Source organism: Streptomyces sp. NPDC006326, from assembly GCF_040612915.1.
GTDB lineage: Bacteria > Actinomycetota > Actinomycetes > Streptomycetales > Streptomycetaceae > Streptomyces.
In genome coordinates this window covers 17,563-31,222 of the sequence record NZ_JBEXRC010000053.1, presented here as the reverse complement: position 1 = coordinate 31,222, position 13,660 = coordinate 17,563, and the positions used below count along the sequence as shown (strand labels likewise).

The following is a 13,660-nucleotide window of genomic DNA, read 5'->3' as shown; positions in this document are numbered from 1 at the left end:
TACTCCCATATGACCGGGGTGGGTGTCCGTCCCAGAATGAGGCGCGCCCGCCTGCCGCTCCAAGCCTTGGCCCAAGCCTTCGGCTCGTTCAGGTCAGCCGGTCGAATTCCGAGCGCTTTGCGCCCTCGATGAAGGCCTCGATCTCGGCGGCCGTGAAGACCAGCGCCGGACCGTCGGGGAAACGCGAATTCCGCACCGCCACGGCGCCCCCGCCCAGCGCGGCGAGTTCCACGCAGTTGCCGTTGCCCACACTGGCGCTGCTCTTCACCCAGACCGCGCCGGGAATGCCGCTCGCCACCACGCCGTTGCCCACCTGCATGATTCGACCCCTCCTCGCCGGACGTGCATGATCAGGAAATCCCATGTGGGATTGCCTGAAAAAGCGCTCATAGAAATGCTAGCCAGCCTCGGGGGATGCGGGAGTCCCCCGATGGGGTGCACCGACCGCCCGTTCTTCATATGATCCGATCCCGAATCACCGTGATGTATATATTAGGCATTTCGGGCTAAACGGCGGTGCGTCACCCGGCCGGCACGCCCCCGTCCTCGCCATAGTCGTCCCTGGCAGCCGCCGGCTGCCGCCCCGCGCCGCGGACGGACCGCGGCCGGGCGGATGTCTTCGTAGAGGAGCCTGCACATGCAGAAGCCCACCAGGAACATCCTCGCTCTCACCGCCGGAAGCCTGGTGCTCGGCTTGATCGGCGCGGGCGCCGCTGTCGCTGACGACCACGACACGAGGGGCGGCTCGGATTCCCAGGAGATCGTTCTCTTCAAGCCGGACGACACATCCGGCAACCATTCCGGCCGGGAGTACGCCGTCGGCAGGGTCGTCTCGCGCAGCCCGCTGACGGTCCGCAGCAAGCCGACCACCCGCTCGTCCGCCGTCGGCCACCTGAAGCCGCAGGACAAGGTCGGCATCGTGTGCAAGCAGCACGGCGAAGAGGTCGACGGCAACACCCTGTGGTACCGCCTCTACCTGCAGCACGACGACGAAGGCAGGCCCGGTGACGACGAGGGCCGGGAGGACGAGGGCCGGGACGACGAGTCGAAGGAGGACCAGTCCAAGGACAAGGGGTCCAAGGACAAGGGCTCCAAGGACAAGGGGTCCAAGGAAGACTCGTCCGAGGAAGACCCCTCAGAGGAAGACGGGTCGGAGGAGGACGGGTCCAAGCAGGACGAGGGCAAGCACAACGGCGGCAAGCACGACGAGGGCGGGGGCAAGCACAACGAGGGCAAGCACGAGGGCGGCAAGCCCAACGGGGGCAAGCACGAGGGCGGCAAGCAGGACGAGTCCAGGGAGGACGAGGCCGAGGAGGACGGGGCGCAGGAGGGCGGCCGCGAGGACGAGAACGCGGACGGCTCCGAGCAGGAGGGCCGGGAGGACCGCGCCCTCAGCGAGCACAAGAAGGCCTGGGTCTCCGCGCGTTACGTCAAGAACCTGGAGAGCGTGGAATGGTGCGACTGACCGCCTGAAGCCTTCAGTCCACCGGGCGTACGGTACGCGGACCCACGCATTCCACACCGTACGCCCGAACGCGCTCGCGCAGTTCCCGGTCGGCCGTGACCACCACGCAGCCGCGGTCCGCGAAGGACGCGGCCAGTTCCACGATCCGGTCGTCGCCGCTGCCGGGCGCCGGGTCCACCCGTACGCCGGGGACGGACTCGACGCCCCGGGCTGCGCCCTCGACGACGAGCACGATCTCCTCGCTCCCGCCCTCGCCGGGGCGGGAGCCCCGGGACGCCGCCCGCTGCGCCAGCCGGTCGCGCAGCCGCTCGGCCGCACCGCGCCGGTCCCGCCACCAGCCGTCCGGCACGGATCCGACGACATTGGCGCCGTCCACGATCAACACCTTCATGCCCCCAGTATGGGCGGCACGCCCGGCGGCGGCCGCGGCTGCGCTCCCGGCGGCCCCTCGGCTAGAAGGCCCCGTAGTTGACCTGCCAGGTGGGCAGTCCCATGCGGCGCCACACCGCGACCACCCGGTCACGGTCGTCCAGCGACACCCGCACCGCGTACCGGTGGCGCACGTGCGCGTCGAACAGTTCGGCCTTGACCACGTCGTCGCGCCGCGTGTCACCGAGCGGACGCATCCACAGCTCGTCGTACGGCACCGCGTGCCGCCGCAGCCACGCCTCCGTCTGCGGACGGTGCTCCTCCCCGCGCCCGGACAGCAGCACGATCGTGTCGCCGTCGGCGCGCCGGAAGGCCTCCAGCGCGTAGCGCACCGGTTCGTTCAGCGCGTCGATCTCGCAGCGCGAGAAGTCGTACGGGCTGCGGTCGCCGGTGAGCGCCAGCGTGCCGTCGATGTCGCACATCACCGCCGGCGGCAGTGCCGGGTCGGACACGTACGGTTCGACGGCCGGCTGGTCGTTGAACCACTCCGCGGTGAGCCGCCAGCCGCCCTTCTTGGCGCTGGCGTGCTTCAGGGCCAGGGCGCGGATGACCTCCTCACCGACCGGCCGCTCGCGGGCGGCGTCCCGGCGCAGGCACTCCTCCACCGGAACGTCCGTGAAGTCGTGCACGACGAAGGTGGCCAGTCCGCCGACCGCGGCCTTGAGCCGCTTGGGGATCCGCGAGGTCAGGTGGGTGTTGTCCACGACCACGTCGAAGCCGTCCTCGACGGCCGCGCGCACCGCCGCGTCCTGGACGGTCAGCACGGTCTGCTCGTGCCGGTAGGAACGGCCCCGCTCCGGGTCGGGGGCGTCGAGCATGGCCCTGAGGTCGTCGAGGTTGACGCGGCGCATCCGGCCGCCGGCCTCGGCCTGCAGGGCGCGCGCCGCGGTCGTCTTGCCGGAGGCGGGCAGCCCCGTCATCACGTGGACGACGGGGCGGGCGGGCTCTTCGGACACGGGTCAGTTCTCCTCGTCGATCGTGAACGGGTCGGACGCCTCCGGCCGCAGCTGCCTCCATACGAGGAGCCCGGTCGGCCGGTCGTCCAGGCGCAGGAACATCGCGGCGCGGATGTTCCGGTCGGGCACGGCCTGCACGGCGCGCGCGAACGCGGCGCGGTCGCCGGCCAGGTGCGCCAGTTCCCCGAAGGCCGTGTCGATGGCGCGCTCTCGGCGGGCCGCCGCGTCCTCCAGTCGGGCGATGACCTCGCGCACCCAGGTGTCGAACTCGTCCGGGACCTGCTCCAGCAGGGCGTCGAGCGGCTTGCCTCCGCCCGCTTCGACCTCCTCGGGCGAGCAGCCGAGGGCCTGCCGCAGTGACTTGGCGGGCAGGCCGGTGAAGCGCTGGATGCCGTGGGTGCGCCAGATGTCCCGCTCGGTCACGCCGGTGAGCACCTTGTGCAGGCGTACGTACTCGGACAGCTTGGCCTTGGCGCGCACTCCGGAGGCGAACCGCAGGACGAAGCCCTCGGCGTCGGTGCCGGTGGCGGCGCGGCCGCCGGGCAGGGTGTTGGACTCGGTCAGTGCGAGCAGCTCGTCGAGCGGCATGGCCGGCCAGACGGTGACGACGGATCCGATGCCCTTCCAGTGGGAGGCGGCCGCGGTGAGCGCCACCTCGGTGCCGTCCGGCCCGAAGGCGGCGAGGAGCACCAGGTCGCGGCGGTCGCCGTAGTCGACGACGATGCGGTTCTGCGGGTACAGGATCTCCGCGAGGTAGGTCACTCCGGGGAGGAGGGCCGAGGTGTCCCGGCCGTCGAGCCGGCGCTGCGCCCAGACCGCCTGCGTGCTGGTGAAGGACCCCCGGGTGGCGGCCCGCCAGCGGCCCGCGTAGTGGAAGACCACCGCGAGGCTGCCGTCGACCTTGTCGTACACCTCGAAGGGCTCGTCGGGCAGGGCGGGGGCGTAGGGCCGGCCGGACTCGTGCTCGCCGACGTTGAAGAACTTCGGCAGCGGCAGGGCGACGACGGCGCCGGTGGTGTCCTCGGCGACCAGTCCGCGGCAGCGCATGGTCGCCGGGTTCCAGGCGTGCTCGTACTGGGCCGTCCGCGTGTACGAGTAGAGGGACAGCGGCAGTTCGGGGTGCGGCTTGCGGACCACGTGCCCGGCCTCGATGGCGGCCGCCAGGTCCTGCGGCGGTATGAGGTCGTGCAGCGTCAGGTAGGCCTGGTGGCCCATGGGTTCCTCCCGGTTCGAGATGCCCCATTCTCACGTGTGGGAGGACCGGCACGGTACCGAATTACGCCTGGTCCGGGCGGATACGGAGGGGCGGACGGCAGATGGCGGGACGGGGTCGGCGTGTGCCTGCGGCGATCAGACCGCGAGGGGGTGCGGGCCGGCGCAGTCGGTGGTCACCTGGAACGTGGGGCCGCGGCGGGACCCTGCTCCGGGTCCGGCGCGTGCGCGCTCCGAGGAGGCGTTGAGATGCGATCCACCCGGCGCGGGGTCCTGCGGCCGCTGGCCGCGCTGTTGTTCCCGCCGGAGCCGGAGGGCGCGGACGGGCCGCACGGGGTGCTGCCGCCCCTGCTGGTCGTGCTCACCTTCGTGAGCGGGCTGGTCGACGCCGTGAGCTATCTGGCCATGGACCACGTGTTCGTCGCCAATATGACCGGAAACGTGGCGTTCCTGGGCTTCGCGCTCGCCGGGGACCGTGAACTGTCGGTGGGCGCCTCGCTGCTGGCGTTCCTCGCCTTCCTGGCCGGGGCGGCCGCGGCGCGGCGACTGCGGGGCGGCCGTGCGGCGCCCCGGATGTTCGGCCCGCTGGTGGCGGCCCAGGCGGGGCTGGTGGCCGCGGCCCTCGCCGTGACGACGGGCGGGGCGGGGCGGCTCGCGGTGGTGCTGCTGCTCGCGCTCGGCATGGGGCTGCAGAACGCGGTCGCGTACCGCAACGCGGTGCCGGACCTGACCACCACGGTCGTCACCCGGACCCTCACGGGCCTGGCGGTGGCCCCGTGGGGGCGGGCCTCGCTCCGGCGGCTCGTCTCGGTGGCCGCCCTCTTCCTCGGTGCCCTGACGGGTGGCCTGCTGACCCTGCATCACGGCCCCCGGTGGACGCTCTCGGTGGCGGTGGTCCTGCTGCTCGGCGTGGCCGCCGCGGCGCACCGGCACCGCCGGCCGCGAGGCGGTGCGGCCTGATCCGGAAGGCACGGGCTAGCCGTGCCGGTGTGCCGGCCGGCGGGTGCCGAGGAAAGCCGTGCAGGTCAGCAGCCAGGCTGCCACCGCGATCCAGAGCAGCACCTCGCCCAGTCGGCCGAGCCAGGCCACGCCGGTCGGTCCGGCTGCCGAGAGGCAGGCCGTGGCCGTCATGCCGAGGGGGAAGACGGTCGCCCACCGCCGGATGTCGTAGTGCGGGCGCCACAGGCGCAGTTCGGCGGCGAGGAGGAGCACGTACCAGGCGAGGGACAGGGCCAGCGTCACCAGCGTGGCGGTGCGCAGGGCCGTGTGGACCGCACCGGTCCACACCGGGGACGCGATGAGCTTGGATGCCGCCAGGGCGCAGATGGCCAGCGCCCCGCCCGCCACCCACTGGTCGCCCGCGCCGCGGACCACCTCGCGGACGTCGAAGCGGGCGAGGGCCGCGGCGTAGAGCACCAGGCCGAGGCAGAAGGCGGCCAGGGCGGCCCGGGCGAGCCAGTCCTGGTGGAGGGCGGCGGCCAGGACCGCCGCCAGGACGGCGAGGCCCTGGGTGGCCACGCAGACGAGGAACACCGCTCCGGGCATCCGCCGCTTCCACCGGCGTACGACGTTGAGCAGCAGCCCGGGCCACAGGGCCGCGGCCAGCGCCAGCAGTACGGCGGCTGCCGTCTGCGAGCCCAGCAGGGAGATCCGGACTCCGAGCACCGTGGTGGCGGCGACGGCGGTGAGGGCGGCCGGGGTGTCGGCCTCGGCGCGGAAGCGGCCCCGGTCGCCCACGAGGCGGGCGGCGAGGGCGCCGGCGAGGAGGAGCCACAGCAGGGCGGAGATGACCAGGGCGGTCAGCGACAGCACCTCGCGGCCGGTCAGGTGCAGTCCGACGGAGAGGATGCCCGCGGCCATGACCGCGGCGCCCGCTGCCGGCGGAAGTCCTGTCCACCGGCAGCGGGCGGGGCGCGGGGTCGCGGGGGTCACCCTTCGAGCGGACACCGCCCCGGCCCGGCCCGCGAGCGCGGTGGTCCACCCGGGCCAGGGTTTCAGTCCGTGCGGGCGGCCGTGATGATGAACATGGCCCCTTCGGGGTCGCGCAGGGTGACGCAGCGCTCGGTGGGGCTCGGGATGATGGTGGAGAGGGTGGTTCCGCCCGCTGCGACGGCCGCGGCGATCGCCTCGTCGAGGTCGGCGACGCGGAAGTGCACGTGCCAGCGGGGGCGGGTGGTCTCCTGGCCGCAGACCGGGCTGTCGTCGCCCGCGCCGTTCAGGCGGGCGACGGGTTCGCCCGCCTGCCGCAGGACGACCTGGGCGTCCTCGTAGGAGACCTCGCAGCAGCCGGGGCGGCCGGTGGCCCATTCGAGCACCTCGCCGTAGAAGATCGCGGCCTCGAAGGCGTCCCTTGTCCGCAGTTCCAGCCAGGCCGGCGAGGGCCCGACCCCCACCCTCCAGTCCGCCGATACCCCGCCCTCCCAGATCCCGAAGGCCGCGCCGTCCCGGTCGGCCACCAGCGCGCCCCGGCCGCCGGTGGGGAAGGAGACCGGGCCGACGGCGATGGTGCCGCTGCGCTCGCGGATCCGGTCCACCGCGACGTCGGCGTCGTCGACGGCGAAGTACGGGGTCCAGGCGGCCGCCACCGCCAGGTCCTCGGCCAGTTCCCCGATGCCGGCGACGGGCACCCCCTCGACCACGGCGACCGTGAAGTTCTCCCCCAGGCGGGCCGGCCGGAACTTCCAGCCGAGGACCGCTCCGTAGAACTGCTGCGCTCCCAGGAGGTCGCGCGCCATCAGGCTGACCCAGCACGGGGCGCCGAAGACCTCCCTCGTAGAAATCTCCACCACTCACGCTCCGTCCATCGACCAGCCCGTGCCCCGGTTCCCGCGGGGGGTGCAGTTCCATCATGCCCCTCAGGCGATGTGCACCGTGTCTGCATTGATCCGCAATTATCACTTTAGGTAGCGTGACCCACACTCCGGGCGACTCGCTCGACCTCCCGCCACCTGTGGCGAGGGCGCAGACAGGAGGTGCACGCGGGTGCTGGGGCCGGAACGGAAGAGGGAGCCGAAGGCCGGGGCGCGGCATGCGGCCCTGCGGAGCGGGGCGTGGCTCGACGACCGCCTGCCGCTCGTGGAGACGACCCGGGGCGTGCTGCGCAAGGTGTTCCCGGACCACTGGTCCTTCCTGCTCGGCGAGCTGGCGCTCTACAGCTTCGTCGTTCTGCTGCTGACCGGCGTGTTCCTGACCTTCTTCTTCGAGCCCTCGATGGCGGAGTCGGTGTACCGCGGCTCGTACGGGGAGCTGCGCGGGGTACGGATGTCCCAGGCGTACCTCTCCACGCTGAGGATCAGCTTCGACGTGCGCGGCGGGCTGCTGGTCCGGCAGATCCACCACTGGGCGGCGATCCTGTTCGTCGCGGCCATCGGGGCGCACATGCTGCGCGTGTTCTTCACCGGTGCCTTCCGGCGCCCGCGTGAGGCCAACTGGACGATCGGGGTCACGCTGTTCATGCTGGCCCTGCTGGAGGGGTTCGCCGGCTACTCGCTCCCCGACGACCTGCTGTCCGGGACGGGCCTGCGGATCGCCCAGGGGATCATGCTCTCGGTGCCGGTGGCCGGGACGTACGTGAGCATGTTCGCCTTCGGCGGCGAGTTCCCCGGGCAGGACATCGTGTCCCGGCTGTATCCGGTGCACATCCTGCTCGTCCCGGGCCTGCTGCTGGCGCTGATCACCGTGCACGTCCTGCTGGTGTTCGTGCTGAAGCACACCCAGTGGCCGGGGCGCGGCAGGACCGGCCGCAATGTCGTGGGGCTGCCGTTCTTCCCCCAGTACGTGGCCAAGTCGGGCGGGCTGTTCTTCAGCGTCTTCGCCGTGCTGGCCGTGCTGGGGGGCGTGGCGCAGGTCAATCCCATCTGGGTGTACGGCCCCTACCGGCCCGACCTGGTCTCCACCGGGTCCCAGCCGGACTGGTACATCGGCTTCCTGGAGGGGGCGCTGCGGCTCATGCCCGGCGTGGAGACCCGCGCGGCGGGCCACACGGTGAGCTGGAACCCGCTGGTGACGGGTGTGCTGCTGCCCGGCCTGCTGTTCACGGCGTTGTACGCCTATCCCTTCTTCGAGCGGTGGATCACGCGCGGCGCGGGCGAGCGGCACGTGTGCGACCGGCCGCGCGACCGGCCGGTGCGCACGGGCCTGGGGGTCGCGGCGCTCTCCGCGTACGGCGTGCTGCTCGTCGCCGGCGGGCAGGACATCGTCGCGTTCGTCTTCGACGTGCCGGTGGGCGCGGTGACCTGGGTGCTGCGCGTGGCGTTCTTCGCCGTGCCGGTGCTGGTGTTCTGGCTGACGAGGCGGCTGTGCCTGGCACTGCAGGCGCAGGAGCGGGAGCGGCTGGCCGAGGGGGACGAGTCGGGGCTGGTGCGCCAGGGCGTCGAGGGCGGTTTCCACCCGGAGCACCTGGCGTTGCCCGCCGAGGAGGCCTACGCCCTGCTCGTACGGGAGCGGCCGCGGCCCCTGGAGCCGCCCGCCGCGGCGGGTGGGGGGCGGCTGCGGGGGCCGGCCGGCCGGGTGCGGGCGGCGATCAGCTCCTGGTACTACCGCGACCGGGTCCCTTCTCCCGCGACCGCCGAGCAGCAGCAGCGGATCGCGGCCCTCCTCGCAGGCCCGGACCGGCCCGCGCCGCCCGCGCAGCCCGGGCCGCCCGGTCAGGACGACTGAGCGGGGCGGATGCCGGGCGGCTGCCCACGACTACTCCGGGTGGTCGAGGTTCTGGAAGGAGAAGCCGAGGACGGCGGGCAGCAGGACACCGGCTCCGATGAGGCAGATCCACAACCCCTGCACCACGCCCAGGCCGATGAGCGCGCTCCCCGCGGCCGCCATCACCGGGAAGTAGCTGCGGGCGGGGAAGAAGCCCCGCCGCCCGCCCGCGTCCCGCACCTCCGCGGCCTTGCGGTCCTCCGGCCGCTGCCCGCCGCGTCCGTACTGCCGCCAGAAGAAGGCGGCGACCAGGCTCGACATGAGGAAGGAGACGCCCAGGGCCGCGGTCCCGGCGGGCTCCAGGGAGAACGCGGCGTAGACGAGCGTGGTGGCCGCGAAGAACAGGGCCGTACCGGTGAAGAGCCAGGCTTCACCCTTCACGGGTCACCTCCGGGTGGTGCAGGTCGAAGGCCGGGGACTCGGAGCGGATGCGGGGCAGGGCGTGGAAGTTGTGCCGGGGCGGCGGGCAGCCGGTCGCCCATTCCAGCGAGCGGCCCCAGCCCCACGGGTCGTCGGCGGTGGCGCGCTCGCCGTACCGCGCGGTCTTCCAGACGTTGTAGAGGAAGGGCAGCGTCGACAGGCCCAGCAGGAACGCCCCGATGCTGGAGACGGTGTTGAGGGTGGTGAAGCCGTCCGCGGCCAGGTAGTCGGCGTACCGGCGGGGCATGCCCGCCTCGCCGAGCCAGTGCTGGACGAGGAAGGTGGTCTGGAATCCGGTGAACAGCGTCCAGAAGTGGATCTTCCCCAGGCGTTCGTCCAGCATCCGGCCGGTGAGCTTGGGCCACCAGAAGTAGAAGCCGGCGAAGGTGGCGAAGACGATCGTGCCGAAGAGGACGTAGTGCAGGTGGGCGACGACGAAATAGCTGTCCGTCAGATGGAAGTCCATCGGCGGGGAGGCCACGACGACGCCCGTCAGACCGCCGAGGAGGAAGGTGACGAGGAAGCCGATGGACCACAGCATCGGCGTCTCGAAGGAGATCGACCCGTTCCACATCGTGCCGATCCAGTTGAAGAACTTCACGCCCGTCGGGACGGCGATCAGAAAGGAGAGGAGCGAGAAGAACGGCAGCAGCACGGCTCCCGTCGCGAACATGTGGTGGGCCCACACCGTCGCGGACAGGCCGGTGATGGCGATCGTGGCGCCGATCAGGGCGGCGTAGCCGAACAGGGGCTTGCGGCTGAAGACGGGGAGGATCTCGCTGACGATCCCGAAGAACGGCAGCGCCACGATGTAGACCTCCGGATGCCCGAAGAACCAGAACAGGTGCTGCCACAGCAGGGCGCCTCCGTTGGCGGGGTCGAAGACGTGGGCGCCGAGCTTGCGGTCCGCCTCCAGGGCGAGCAGGGCGGCCGTGAGCACGGGGAAGGCCAGGAGCGCCAGGATGGACGTGAAGAGGACGTTCCAGGTGAAGATGGGCATGCGGAAGAGGGTCATGCCCGGTGCGCGCAAGCAGACGATGGTCGTGATGAAGTTGACCGCGCCGAGGATGGTGCTCAGGCCTGACACCGCCAGTCCCATGACCCACAGGTCGGATCCCGGATTCGGGGAGTGCACGGCGTCGTTCAGCGGGGCGTACGCGAACCAGCCGAAGGGCGCAGCCCCGTCGGGGGTGAGGAACCCCGAGACCACCAGGAGTCCGCCGAAGAGGTAGACCCAGTAGGTGAAGGCGTTGAGCCGGGGGAAGGCCACGTCGGGCGAGCCGATCTGCAAGGGCATGATCGCGTTGGCGAAGCCCGTGAAGGTCGGGGTGGCGAACAGCAGCATCATGATCGTCCCGTGGAGGGTGAACAGCTCGTTGTACTGCTGGTGGGACACCAGCTGCGTTCCCGGGCGGGCCAGTTCGGCCCGCATGAGCAGGGCCAGCAGCCCGCCGAAGAGGAAGAAGGCGAACGCCGTCACGAGGTAGAGGTTGCCGATCACCTTGTGGTCGGTGGTCGAGAGCCAGCGCAGTACCGTAGCGCCCTGGCCGACCCGCCGCTCGCTGCGCCGTTCGGCGTGATCGGCGGCCGGCGCCTGCTGCGGTGAGCGGTCCACTGACGTCATCCGTCCTCCAGAACCTCGCCTGTACCCCCTGCCCTACAGGCTGGGGCGGCTCGCCACCGGGCGGCGCGCCGCTGAGGGCTGCGGCCCGGCCCGTACGCCGGAACCCGGGACCTGCCGGAAGAGGGTGCGACGGCGGTCGGGCCCGGGCGGTTCAGACGTCGCGGCGCCGCTCGTCGCTGTCGTGACGGAGCCGGCGGGTATGGCGGCTCATGGCGTCGATGCGGTCGGCGAGTTCCGCGTGCTCGGCCCGCAGATGGGGGCGGGTGTCGGCGAGCGGTTCGACGAGGCGTGCGGCGTCGTCCTCCGCCAGCGCCCGGTTGAGGTCGCTCAGCTGCCGTTCGGCGGTGGCGGGGAGGTCGGTGAGCGCGGTGATCTGACCGGCCAGCCGGCGCAGCCCGGCGGCGTTGGCGCGGGCCCATGCGGTGACCGAGCGGTCGGCTGCGCGCCGGTCGCGGACGGCCTGGATGCGCTGCTCGCCGGTGGTGTCGGCCGCGCCGGGGCGCAGCCGCAGATAGCGCCGTTCGGCGGCCTGCCGGCTGGCGACGCCGAGCGGCGCCGCGAGCTGGGCCCAGCTGGCCCCCTCCTCGCGGGCCGCCTCGATCAGGCCGCTCTCCCAGCCGGCGAGCTGCTCGCGGAGCTGCCGCAGCAGCAGGAGCGAGGCGAGGGCCTGCTCCGGGCCGGAGCCGGTCGTACCGCCGGCGGGAGCGCCCCCGGCACCGGCCGCCGGCCGGGCCGCCGCGGATGCTGCGGCCGAGCCGCCGGGCGCGGTCGGGACGGGACCCTGCGCCGTCCGGACCGCCTGTTCGATGACGGCGAGGGCGGCCGCGGCGGCGAGCGGGGAGGCGGGGCCGGGAGGCGCGGAGGCGGCCTCCGCGGGCGGGAAGGACTCAGCGGGCGGGAAGGCCTCCGCGGGCGGGAAGGCCGGGGCGCGGGGCGCCCGGCGGGCGCCTGCCGGCGGGTCCTGGTCCTGGTCCTGGTTCTTCGCCTGGTCCTGTGGCATGAGGTCCTCCGGCTCCGGGTCACCCCCGAGGCGACGTTTCGATTGTCGTCCCGGGGTTGACGTGTGCCAAGAGCGCGGGGAGCAGGCCTCAGCGCGTGGCCGCCTCCGCCGTGATCAGACTGCACAGCCCCGGCATGCCCCCGTCCGCGAGGGCGCGGCGCTGGCGGTCCGCCGGGGTGCCCTGCTGGAGGAGCCGGTGGAGCAGGGCGCCCACCTCGCGCTGGTCCCCCGCCTCCTCCAGGGCGGGGCCGATGTGCCGCATCAGCATGCACAGCACGTCTCCGGCGCTGCGGCTGCGCCCGTCGGGGTCGACGAGGGTGCTGTTCAGGCCGTGCCGGGCCGCGTGCCAGTTCGCCGCCTGCAGCAGTTCGGGGCTGCACACGACCGGCGGGGCCCCGGCCTTCTCCTCGGCGATCGCCGTGCTGACCAGGGCGCGGGCGATCCCGGCGAGCAGGACCGCGTCGGTCGCCTCCAGCTGCACGTCGAGGCAGCGCACCTCCACCGTGGGATACCGCTCGGACAGCCGTGCCTGCCAGTACAGCTGGCCCCGGTCGGCGATCACGCCGGACTCCAGCAGCGCGTCGGCGCGCTGCTCGTAGTCGGCGAGGCCGGTGAAGCACGGCGGCGGACCGCTGACCGGCCAGCGTCCGAAGACGATGGTGCGCCAGCTCGCGAATCCGGTGTCGTGCCCGTCCCACAGCGGCGAGTTCGCCGACATGGCCAGCAGCGTCGGGAGCCAGACACGCAGCCGGTTCAGGACCGCCACGCCCATCTCCCGGTCGGGCACGGCCACGTGCACGTGCATGCCGTTGATCAGTTGTTCGTCGACCAGCCGGCGGGCCTCCTCGCGCATCTTCAGGTAGCGCAGCTTCTGCGTGACCGGGACCGGCTCCACGTCTTTCAGCGGGGCCGTGGCGGAGGCCGCGATCCGGCATCCGCTGTCCTCGGCGGCTGCTCCGACCGCGTGCCGCAGCCGCAGCAGGTGGCCGCCGACCTCCTCCAGGTCGGTGCAGATGGGGGTCGCGACCTCGACCTGGGCCTGCAGGAGTTCGTTCTGCACCTCCCCCTCGTCCGCCCACGAGCCGAGGCCGGCCGCGGCACGCACCTCCTCCGCCCGCGGGAGGGGCAGGAAAGTGGTGGGATCCACCAGCACGTACTCTTCCTCAACCCCGACAGTGATCATGTCCGACGGCTCCTTATGCCGCTGGGCGTGTACCGTGCCGCAGCCCGGTCAGCCGCCGAACTCCTTGACGAACGCCGTGCAGAAAGCGTCCAGGTCGTCCGGCTTGCGGCTGGTGACCAGGGTGGAGGGTCCTTCGTGGCTCACGTGGACCTGTTCGTCCACCCAGGTGCCGCCCGCGTTGCGGATGTCGGTCCGCAGGCTGGGCCACGAGGTCAGCGTCCGGCCGCGTACGACGTCGGCCTCGACCAGCGTCCACGGGGCGTGGCAGATCGCCGCGACGGGTTTGCCCGCCTCGAAGAAGGAGCGGACGAAACCCACGGCCTGTTCGTCCATCCGCAGGGCGTCCGGGTTCGCGACGCCGCCGGGCAAAACGAGGGCGTCGAAGGCGTCGGCCGTGTCCCCGCCCAGGACGTGGTCGACGGTGAAGCGCCCCGCCTTGTCGAGGTGGTGGAAGGCCTGCACCTGACCCGCGCGGGTCGAGACCAGCTGCGGGTTCCACCCGGCTTCCGTGGCGGCCTTCCAGGGTTCGGTGAGTTCGATCTCCTCGACGCCTTCCGGCGCCGTCAGGAACGCGATGCGCACCAGGGTCACTTCCTTCCGGATGGGGACGTGTCACGTACGGGTTTCCGTAGGCCCTGCGCCTGCCCGGAGGGGTTCGCCTCAAGCAGGCCGG

Annotated in this window: 14 protein-coding genes; 3 read left to right on the top strand and 11 right to left on the bottom strand. The window is 72.6% G+C overall.

Translation table 11 applies throughout. From position 1 onward, the window contains the following. Positions 1 to 88 precede the first annotated feature (88 nt). Positions 89 to 319, bottom strand: coding sequence for a DUF397 domain-containing protein (locus ABZ128_RS30415; RefSeq protein ID WP_356852464.1), 231 nt, complete (start codon positions 317 to 319; stop codon positions 89 to 91). A gap of 318 nt (positions 320 to 637) precedes the next feature. Between ABZ128_RS30415 and ABZ128_RS30410 the strand changes: the two genes are divergently transcribed. Beyond that, the gene (locus ABZ128_RS30410; protein WP_356852462.1) at positions 638 to 1,465 is read left to right on the top strand and encodes a hypothetical protein; all 828 of its coding nucleotides are present in this window, start codon (positions 638 to 640) and stop codon (positions 1,463 to 1,465) included. A 13-nt stretch (positions 1,466 to 1,478) separates the two neighbouring features. Here ABZ128_RS30410 and ABZ128_RS30405 read toward each other — a convergent pair whose 3' ends face one another. The 3 genes from ABZ128_RS30405 to ABZ128_RS30395 form a co-directional block, all read right to left on the bottom strand. Continuing rightward, entirely contained in the window at positions 1,479 to 1,856 is a 378-nt protein-coding gene (locus ABZ128_RS30405) for an NTP pyrophosphohydrolase (RefSeq protein ID WP_356852461.1), read from the bottom strand. Positions 1,857 to 1,917: 61 nt separating this feature from the next. Continuing rightward, positions 1,918 to 2,850 (bottom strand): AAA family ATPase, encoded by a 933-nt coding sequence (locus ABZ128_RS30400; RefSeq protein ID WP_356852459.1) that lies wholly within the window; start codon positions 2,848 to 2,850, stop codon positions 1,918 to 1,920. Positions 2,851 to 2,853: 3 nt separating this feature from the next. Continuing rightward, entirely contained in the window at positions 2,854 to 4,065 is a 1,212-nt protein-coding gene (locus tag ABZ128_RS30395; RefSeq protein ID WP_356852457.1) for an RNA ligase, read from the bottom strand. A 246-nt stretch (positions 4,066 to 4,311) separates the two neighbouring features. On the opposite strand from ABZ128_RS30395, the gene ABZ128_RS30390 reads away from it, so the two are divergent. Continuing rightward, positions 4,312 to 5,022, top strand: coding sequence for a YoaK family protein (locus tag ABZ128_RS30390; RefSeq protein ID WP_356852455.1), 711 nt, complete (start codon positions 4,312 to 4,314; stop codon positions 5,020 to 5,022). A gap of 15 nt (positions 5,023 to 5,037) precedes the next feature. On the opposite strand, the gene ABZ128_RS30385 is transcribed toward ABZ128_RS30390, so the two are convergent. Then, complete coding sequence (locus ABZ128_RS30385; RefSeq protein ID WP_356852454.1) at positions 5,038 to 5,994, bottom strand: hypothetical protein; 957 nt, start codon at positions 5,992 to 5,994, stop codon at positions 5,038 to 5,040. Between the two features lie 62 nt (positions 5,995 to 6,056). Beyond that, positions 6,057 to 6,797, bottom strand: a complete 741-nt coding sequence (locus ABZ128_RS30380; RefSeq protein ID WP_356852488.1) for a VOC family protein — start codon at positions 6,795 to 6,797, stop codon at positions 6,057 to 6,059. Between the two features lie 247 nt (positions 6,798 to 7,044). Between ABZ128_RS30380 and ABZ128_RS30375 the strand changes: the two genes are divergently transcribed. Next, positions 7,045 to 8,721: a ubiquinol-cytochrome c reductase cytochrome b subunit gene (locus ABZ128_RS30375; protein ID WP_356852453.1), complete on the top strand. Its 1,677-nt coding sequence runs from the start codon at positions 7,045 to 7,047 to the stop codon at positions 8,719 to 8,721. A 30-nt stretch (positions 8,722 to 8,751) separates the two neighbouring features. Here ABZ128_RS30375 and ABZ128_RS30370 read toward each other — a convergent pair whose 3' ends face one another. The 5 genes from ABZ128_RS30370 to ABZ128_RS30350 form a co-directional block, all read right to left on the bottom strand. Continuing rightward, a complete protein-coding gene (locus tag ABZ128_RS30370) occupies positions 8,752 to 9,141 on the bottom strand; it encodes a cytochrome c oxidase subunit 4 (protein ID WP_356852452.1) in 390 nt (129 codons plus the stop codon). Then, on the bottom strand, positions 9,131 to 10,804 hold the full coding sequence (gene ctaD / locus ABZ128_RS30365; RefSeq protein WP_356852451.1) for a cytochrome c oxidase subunit I: 1,674 nt from the start codon (positions 10,802 to 10,804) through the stop codon (positions 9,131 to 9,133). Before ctaD ends, ABZ128_RS30370 begins: the two co-directional genes overlap by 11 nt. A gap of 151 nt (positions 10,805 to 10,955) precedes the next feature. Beyond that, positions 10,956 to 11,804 (bottom strand): hypothetical protein, encoded by an 849-nt coding sequence (locus tag ABZ128_RS30360; protein ID WP_356852450.1) that lies wholly within the window; start codon positions 11,802 to 11,804, stop codon positions 10,956 to 10,958. An 88-nt stretch (positions 11,805 to 11,892) separates the two neighbouring features. Next, a complete protein-coding gene (locus ABZ128_RS30355) occupies positions 11,893 to 12,987 on the bottom strand; it encodes a glutamate--cysteine ligase (protein WP_356852448.1) in 1,095 nt (364 codons plus the stop codon). A gap of 48 nt (positions 12,988 to 13,035) precedes the next feature. Next, positions 13,036 to 13,569: a type 1 glutamine amidotransferase domain-containing protein gene (locus ABZ128_RS30350; protein WP_356852446.1), complete on the bottom strand. Its 534-nt coding sequence runs from the start codon at positions 13,567 to 13,569 to the stop codon at positions 13,036 to 13,038. Between the last annotated feature and the right edge of the window lie 91 nt (positions 13,570 to 13,660).

Excerpts from the sequence above, each read along its gene's own strand:
- ABZ128_RS30415 (WP_356852464.1), bottom strand. The coding sequence starts at position 319 with ATGCAGGTGGGCAACGGCGTGGTGGCGAGCGGCATTCCCGGCGCGGTC.
- ABZ128_RS30410 (WP_356852462.1), top strand. The coding sequence starts at position 638 with ATGCAGAAGCCCACCAGGAACATCCTCGCTCTCACCGCCGGAAGCCTG.
- ABZ128_RS30405 (WP_356852461.1), bottom strand. The coding sequence starts at position 1,856 with ATGAAGGTGTTGATCGTGGACGGCGCCAATGTCGTCGGATCCGTGCCG.
- ABZ128_RS30395 (WP_356852457.1), bottom strand. The coding sequence starts at position 4,065 with ATGGGCCACCAGGCCTACCTGACGCTGCACGACCTCATACCGCCGCAG.
- ABZ128_RS30390 (WP_356852455.1), top strand. The coding sequence starts at position 4,312 with ATGCGATCCACCCGGCGCGGGGTCCTGCGGCCGCTGGCCGCGCTGTTG.
- ABZ128_RS30380 (WP_356852488.1), bottom strand. The coding sequence starts at position 6,797 with ATGGCGCGCGACCTCCTGGGAGCGCAGCAGTTCTACGGAGCGGTCCTC.
- ctaD (WP_356852451.1), bottom strand. The coding sequence starts at position 10,804 with ATGACGTCAGTGGACCGCTCACCGCAGCAGGCGCCGGCCGCCGATCAC.
- ABZ128_RS30360 (WP_356852450.1), bottom strand. The coding sequence starts at position 11,804 with ATGCCACAGGACCAGGCGAAGAACCAGGACCAGGACCAGGACCCGCCG.
- ABZ128_RS30355 (WP_356852448.1), bottom strand. The coding sequence starts at position 12,987 with ATGATCACTGTCGGGGTTGAGGAAGAGTACGTGCTGGTGGATCCCACC.